This window comes from Coleofasciculus sp. E1-EBD-02 (assembly GCF_040218245.1).
Taxonomy (GTDB): Bacteria; Cyanobacteriota; Cyanobacteriia; order Cyanobacteriales; family Coleofasciculaceae; genus Coleofasciculus.
In genome coordinates this window covers 1-5261 of the sequence record NZ_JAVJQN010000047.1, presented here as the reverse complement: position 1 = coordinate 5261, position 5261 = coordinate 1, and the positions used below count along the sequence as shown (strand labels likewise).

The 5261-nt window shown below is 44.8% G+C and carries 7 protein-coding genes; 6 read left to right on the top strand and 1 reads right to left on the bottom strand.

What is annotated here, in order from left to right:
* The first annotated feature begins 246 nt into the window (after window positions 1-246).
* From ndhO to RIC07_RS08630, 5 genes are all read left to right on the top strand, one after another.
* Entirely contained in the window at window positions 247-465 is a 219-nt protein-coding gene (ndhO, locus tag RIC07_RS08650; protein WP_446394162.1) for an NAD(P)H-quinone oxidoreductase subunit O, read from the top strand.
* A 140-nt stretch (window positions 466-605) separates the two neighbouring features.
* A complete protein-coding gene (mdh, locus tag RIC07_RS08645; protein ID WP_446394161.1) occupies window positions 606-1574 on the top strand; it encodes a malate dehydrogenase in 969 nt (322 codons plus the stop codon).
* A 186-nt stretch (window positions 1575-1760) separates the two neighbouring features.
* Entirely contained in the window at window positions 1761-2327 is a 567-nt protein-coding gene (locus tag RIC07_RS08640; RefSeq protein ID WP_446394160.1) for a Uma2 family endonuclease, read from the top strand.
* Between the two features lie 261 nt (window positions 2328-2588).
* On the top strand, window positions 2589-3365 hold the full coding sequence (locus tag RIC07_RS08635; protein ID WP_446394159.1) for a hypothetical protein: 777 nt from the start codon (window positions 2589-2591) through the stop codon (window positions 3363-3365).
* On the top strand, window positions 3362-4009 hold the full coding sequence (locus RIC07_RS08630) for a hypothetical protein (protein WP_446353980.1): 648 nt from the start codon (window positions 3362-3364) through the stop codon (window positions 4007-4009). The genes RIC07_RS08635 and RIC07_RS08630 overlap by 4 nt, the downstream gene beginning before the upstream one ends.
* Before the next feature lie 244 nt (window positions 4010-4253).
* Here RIC07_RS08630 and xseB read toward each other — a convergent pair whose 3' ends face one another.
* The gene (xseB, locus tag RIC07_RS08625; RefSeq protein ID WP_446394158.1) at window positions 4254-4517 is read right to left on the bottom strand and encodes an exodeoxyribonuclease VII small subunit; all 264 of its coding nucleotides are present in this window, start codon (window positions 4515-4517) and stop codon (window positions 4254-4256) included.
* 132 nt (window positions 4518-4649) lie between these two features.
* Between xseB and RIC07_RS08620 the strand changes: the two genes are divergently transcribed.
* Entirely contained in the window at window positions 4650-4970 is a 321-nt protein-coding gene (locus RIC07_RS08620; RefSeq protein ID WP_446336493.1) for a 2Fe-2S iron-sulfur cluster-binding protein, read from the top strand.
* The last annotated feature ends 291 nt before the right edge of the window (window positions 4971-5261 follow it).

The following is a 5261-nucleotide window of genomic DNA, read 5'->3' as shown; positions in this document are numbered from 1 at the left end:
CCCCTGCTTCCCCAGCTCCCCCTGCTTCCCCAGCTCCCCCTGCTTCCCCAGCTCCCCCTGCTTCCCCAGCTCCCCCTGCTTCCCCAGCTCCCCCAGCTCCCCCTGCTTCCCCAGCTCCCTATCCCCACCACCAGACTTATTCAGCAACCCCTAATTAGTACAAGCGGGTCGCCCCTACACTCAGACGTGAATTATGAGGGATAATGGCTGGAAAGCGTTGACTCATATCGATATTAGGGATAAGTAATGGCAGGCAAACTCAAAAAAGGCGCATTAGTGCGCGTAAATCGCGAAACGTTGGATAATAGTGTGGAAGCTAAAGCCAGTGATACTCGCTTTCCTCCTTACCTGTTTGAAAGTGATGGGGAAGTGGTCGATACCCGGGGTGACTATGCCTTAGTCAAGTTTTATGTACCGACCCCGAATATTTGGTTTCGCCTCGACCAACTCGAAGTCACTGGGTAAAGTAGTAGCGTGACACGCCTAATTTGCTCCATTAGCCTGGTCAAAAATCCAGGCTTGCGCCCAAAAAAGCTGTAAAATTGCGCCATGTTAGCTGTGCCACGCCTGTAGTCTAGTCGCGATCGCAGAATCGATCTATAGCCATGGCATCTTCCTCGAATTTACCTATCGCTTGCAATGATCACCGCGTCACCGTCATTGGTGCGGGTCACGTCGGTAGCACGTTGGCGCACCGGATTGCCCAACGCAATTTGGCAAATGTGGTACTTTTAGACATTGTTCCCGGTATTCCCCAAGGCATTGCCCTGGATTTAATGCAGGCACAGGGAATGGATTGTCACAATCGCGAGATTATTGGCACCAATGACTATATGGATACCACCGGGTCTGATGTGGTGATCATCACGGCGGGTTTACCCCGTAAACCGGGGATGAGTCGAGATGATTTACTCAAAATTAATGCCAAGATTGCGGTGGAGGTGGCGGAAAAAGCGATCGCGCGATCGCCCGATGCTCTGTATATTATTGTCACAAATCCCCTGGATGTGATGACCTATTTGGTCTGGCAAACATTAGGATTACCCGTGTCACGGGTAATGGGAATGGCGGGAATGCTGGATTCTGCCCGTTTCCAAACCTTTATTGCGATGGAATTAGGGGTATCGATTGCGGATGTCAGTGGGTTAGTCTTAGGGGGTCATGGCGATTTAATGGTACCCTTACCCCGCTACTCCACAGTGCGAGGGATTCCGATTACTGAACTGATGGATGAGGAAACAGTTGATCGCTTGGTAAATCGGACTCGTCATGGTGGCGCAGAAATTGTGAATCTGATGAAAACTGGCGGGGCGTATTCCGCGCCTGCATCCTCGACTTGCGCGATGGTGGAAGCCATTTTGCATAATCAGTCGCGACTTTTGCCCATATCATCCTATCTGGATGGGGAGTATGGTTTAAAGGATATTTTTATTGGTGTCCCCACACGGTTAGGATGTCGAGGTGTGGAAAAAGTTGTGGAAATTAACCTCACCGATACCGAACGCGCCGCCCTGCATACGTCAGCAGAATCAGTTCGTAAAAATATTAAGCGGGCGCAGGAAATGTTGGGTTAATTGTCATTTGTCCTTTGTCAAAACACTGATTTCACGGATTTATTGGAGAGATGGGGGTAGGGGGATGAGAGATTAGTCACACAGATTACACTGACAGGTTAGTTCTCTATTAACAAAGGATGAAGATGTATACGGAATTGATATCATTTGTCCTTTGTTAGGGGTGACTGAAAATACGGATAATGGATGATTATGGCATACGCGATCGCGAAGTCCCAGGAGTCTCAGGTTGAGTCTCTCGTTTTCTCTGTCGAAGACTATTTGCTGAATCCCCCTGACCATACAGAATGGGTAGATGGTCAGTTGGTGGAGAAGCAAGGGATGACAGCCAAACATGGTCGAATTCAAGCACGATTAGCTCGATATTGGGGAAATTATAACGAGGAGCAGAGTCTAGGCGGAGATGTTTACACGGAAACGCCATGTTGGACAGGGGAACGGGGGCGTCGTCCTGATGTATCTTACCTCACTCCGGAACTGGTGGAACAATTTGGCGAGTTTACAGTTTTATCTCAAAGTTTCCCTTTAATTGCTGAGATTATTTCGCCGACAGATGGGGCGGAAGAGGTTTTTGGTAAGGTCAAAGAGTATCTGCGATCGCAGTGTCAGGAAGTTTGGTTAGTGTTTCCTGAGAGTCAATGGGTTTTGGTGATTACACAACAGCAACAAGTTTTATTTAATCAGGGTGATATTGTCAGGACACAGCAGGTGTTAGATGGGTTTGGTGTGGCGATTGATGATTTGTTGGCGTGAGTAGCGATTGCTCAAATTAAATTAGCACTAGACCTGTTCATCAAATAGAGAAAATTCCTATATGTAGTAGGTGGGATCGCTAATTGAGGACATAAACCCCTAGATATAGTATTGTCATGTCAGCTAATTAGCAGATAAGTCTAATTCGTCACGCTTATTGATCATGATATACCAATCTTGCTATGCTTAACTTATGACAAAAATAACTAAACCTATGATTTAGTTATAATTTAAGTTTTTAATTTAAGGTATTATGATATTATGCAAGATGGATCAATTCAACTTATTGTTGAAAATAAAAATCACATTCAGATTATATCTTGGATTCTAGAAGCGGCTAATTATCCTCTAGATAAGATTAAAATAAATGCAGTTGCTAAAAGTAACCTCAAAAATTTCTTGCAAGGATTACCTCCTGGTATTACAAGAAGTTGTGCTGTTTTAGTTAACTGTGATGCAGCAAGCGTTCCAGAGGCTTTAGACAAGGCTCACAGACGGTTAGGATATCCTTCTGTACGAGTCTTTTGTGCTGTTCCAGAAGTTGAGGCTTGGCTGTTCGCCGATGAGATTACAGCTATAGAAAACGCCAAAACTCAATGGGGAATTGAAGTCTCACCTGCACTGCCGTTACCCGAAGACATTAAAAGTCCAAAAAGTCATGCAGAACTAGCTTTTGGCAAGACTATTAGTTCTTGGCAATTTGTGAAAAATATCAATATTGATAGAGCGGAGGCAAGATCACCTTCACTGCGGAACTTTTTACAAGGTCTTGATCCCTTATTAGCTGCACAACCAACACCTCATTTTGAAAGTGTTTCCCGTAATATTAGTCGGGATGTTTTTGCTGGGCTTATTCGTGAAATCATTCCGGCAACTACGGTCATTTGGAAAACGGCAACAGGAGAGCTGTTTACAGCAGAAGAACTCCGAAAGCAAATTGAAGAAGGTACAGAAATTGGGCAGCAATATGCATCGGATGTACTTAGAGTAGCACGAGATTTTATGAAGCGAAAAGCGAATCGGAGAGAATCTGAATGATCGTATTTGTCCCCGCTTATGACGCATCGACTCAAGCAAATATCGCTATTGCCAAGCTAATTATAACAGAGGATTGTGTCACACTTTTTGAAAAGAAAGCAACACGTAAAGAACTTATCGCCGTATTGTCTAAAGCTGATGTGTTGCCTGTCTTTGCCATGTGTCATGGTGTTCGTAATGCCTTGAAAGGTCACAATGGTGATGTGGCTTTGTCCTGTGGTGATGTACAACTGCTAAGTCAACGTACCGTTTATGCTTTTGCTTGTCATACGGCAAATGAACTCGGTAGATCAGCGGCAGACATAGGAGCTATTTGGTGGGGATATTCGGACACAATTTCATGTGCTATTGATTCATCGTCCGTGATTCCAATTTTTACTGAAATTTTTATCTTCATTCGAGATAATTTTCAGGGAGCAAGATCTTCACAAGATAGGCAGAGGGTTATTGAGCAGCTTAAGCAGATGTGTGAGCAAGCAGAAGCTCAGGTAGATCAAATTGATGCTCAAACTGAGATTACTGATATTACAGAAGTGTATATGACACTGCGCCATATATGGGACAGATTACGAATTTGGGTTCCTGGAATTCAAGTTCCAGAACAACATCCTGATGCATCAAGCCCTTCTCTCCCTTGGGGGTGATTAGACATTCTTTTGCATCAACTAATCATAAATAAACCTTAATAATTAATACAATTAAAAGCGAGAATTTCTAATCACCATCTGCAAGATATAACAAATTTCAAGGATTATCAATCTTGCCCACCCTACATGAAGTCTGTAGGGGCGCAAGCCTTGCGCCCTTGATAATGTACATCACCCAACCAAAAAACGCTAGATTGAACAAGCTAATCTGTTATCGAAAAGATGAGCAAACAGTTAGAGATCAAGTTTGGGAATCTGACTCATCGGTTAACGTCTCAATCAACAAATCCATTTGCTGTTGTCGCTGTTGCAGAAAGGCTTCACATTGACGCAAATACTCGACCGCCGAGGCAAATTGGTCAAATACCTCGGCTAATTCCAGTTCCCCCCGCTCGATTTGCTCAATAATCGTCTCAACCTGAGCCACTGTCGCCTCATAGTTCCAAGACGGCGGGAGGGAGGGGTCAGCCTGGTGGGTACGAGAGGATGCGATCGGATCAACCATGAGAATCTAGAGTGTCGGTCTCATAATACACTTAAGGATAGCCTGGAATCCGGCATCAAACGTTAAAATAATCCCGGTCAATATTTTTTCCCGAACCGGGAAAGTCAACCTGGAAAGCCGCTAAGAGGTACAATGCCCAAGACTTACACCGTCGAAATCAATCACCAAGGTACAACCCACACGATAGAAGTCCCAGAGGACAAAAAGATTCTTCAGGCGGCGGAGGAACAAGGGATAGATTTACCCAATGCCTGCAATGCTGGCGTTTGTACAACCTGTGCCGCTAAAATCATTGAGGGTTCTGTGGATCAAAGCGAAGGGATGGGACTTGGACCCGAATTGCAAGAGGAAGGGTATGTATTGCTTTGTATCGCCTTACCACGTTCTAACCTGAAAGTTGAATCCGGTAAGGAAGACGAGGTTTACGATCGCCAATTTGGTCAACCGTCTTGAGCCAGCATGGTGTTGGGGCGTTGGGTTGAGCGAAGTCGAAACCCAACCTACTTGTGTTGACATGCACCCAGCATTTGTACCCCTTGACAATTGATCATTTATTGTAATTTACCCGTTCCGAAAAACCTATACAGAACTATGCATATCTATGCATATCTCTACATAGTCGGAACGTGCAGACCAAGACTCACCGCAGTCTACGTTAGACGGGTCATGACACCTTGATGTGAACGCCAGCATCATGCTCTATCGGATTCAGTTAAGCAATCAGTGAACAGGTTTATAGCTGTA

Bases quoted from the DNA above. Each gene is read 5' to 3' on its own strand.
- xseB (WP_446394158.1), bottom strand. From the start codon at position 4,517: ATGGTTGATCCGATCGCATCCTCTCGTACCCACCAGGCTGACCCCTCC.
- RIC07_RS08620 (WP_446336493.1), top strand. From the start codon at position 4,650: ATGCCCAAGACTTACACCGTCGAAATCAATCACCAAGGTACAACCCAC.
- ndhO (WP_446394162.1), top strand. From the start codon at position 247: ATGGCAGGCAAACTCAAAAAAGGCGCATTAGTGCGCGTAAATCGCGAA.
- RIC07_RS08630 (WP_446353980.1), top strand. From the start codon at position 3,362: ATGATCGTATTTGTCCCCGCTTATGACGCATCGACTCAAGCAAATATC.
- RIC07_RS08635 (WP_446394159.1), top strand. From the start codon at position 2,589: ATGCAAGATGGATCAATTCAACTTATTGTTGAAAATAAAAATCACATT.
- RIC07_RS08640 (WP_446394160.1), top strand. From the start codon at position 1,761: ATGATTATGGCATACGCGATCGCGAAGTCCCAGGAGTCTCAGGTTGAG.
- mdh (WP_446394161.1), top strand. From the start codon at position 606: ATGGCATCTTCCTCGAATTTACCTATCGCTTGCAATGATCACCGCGTC.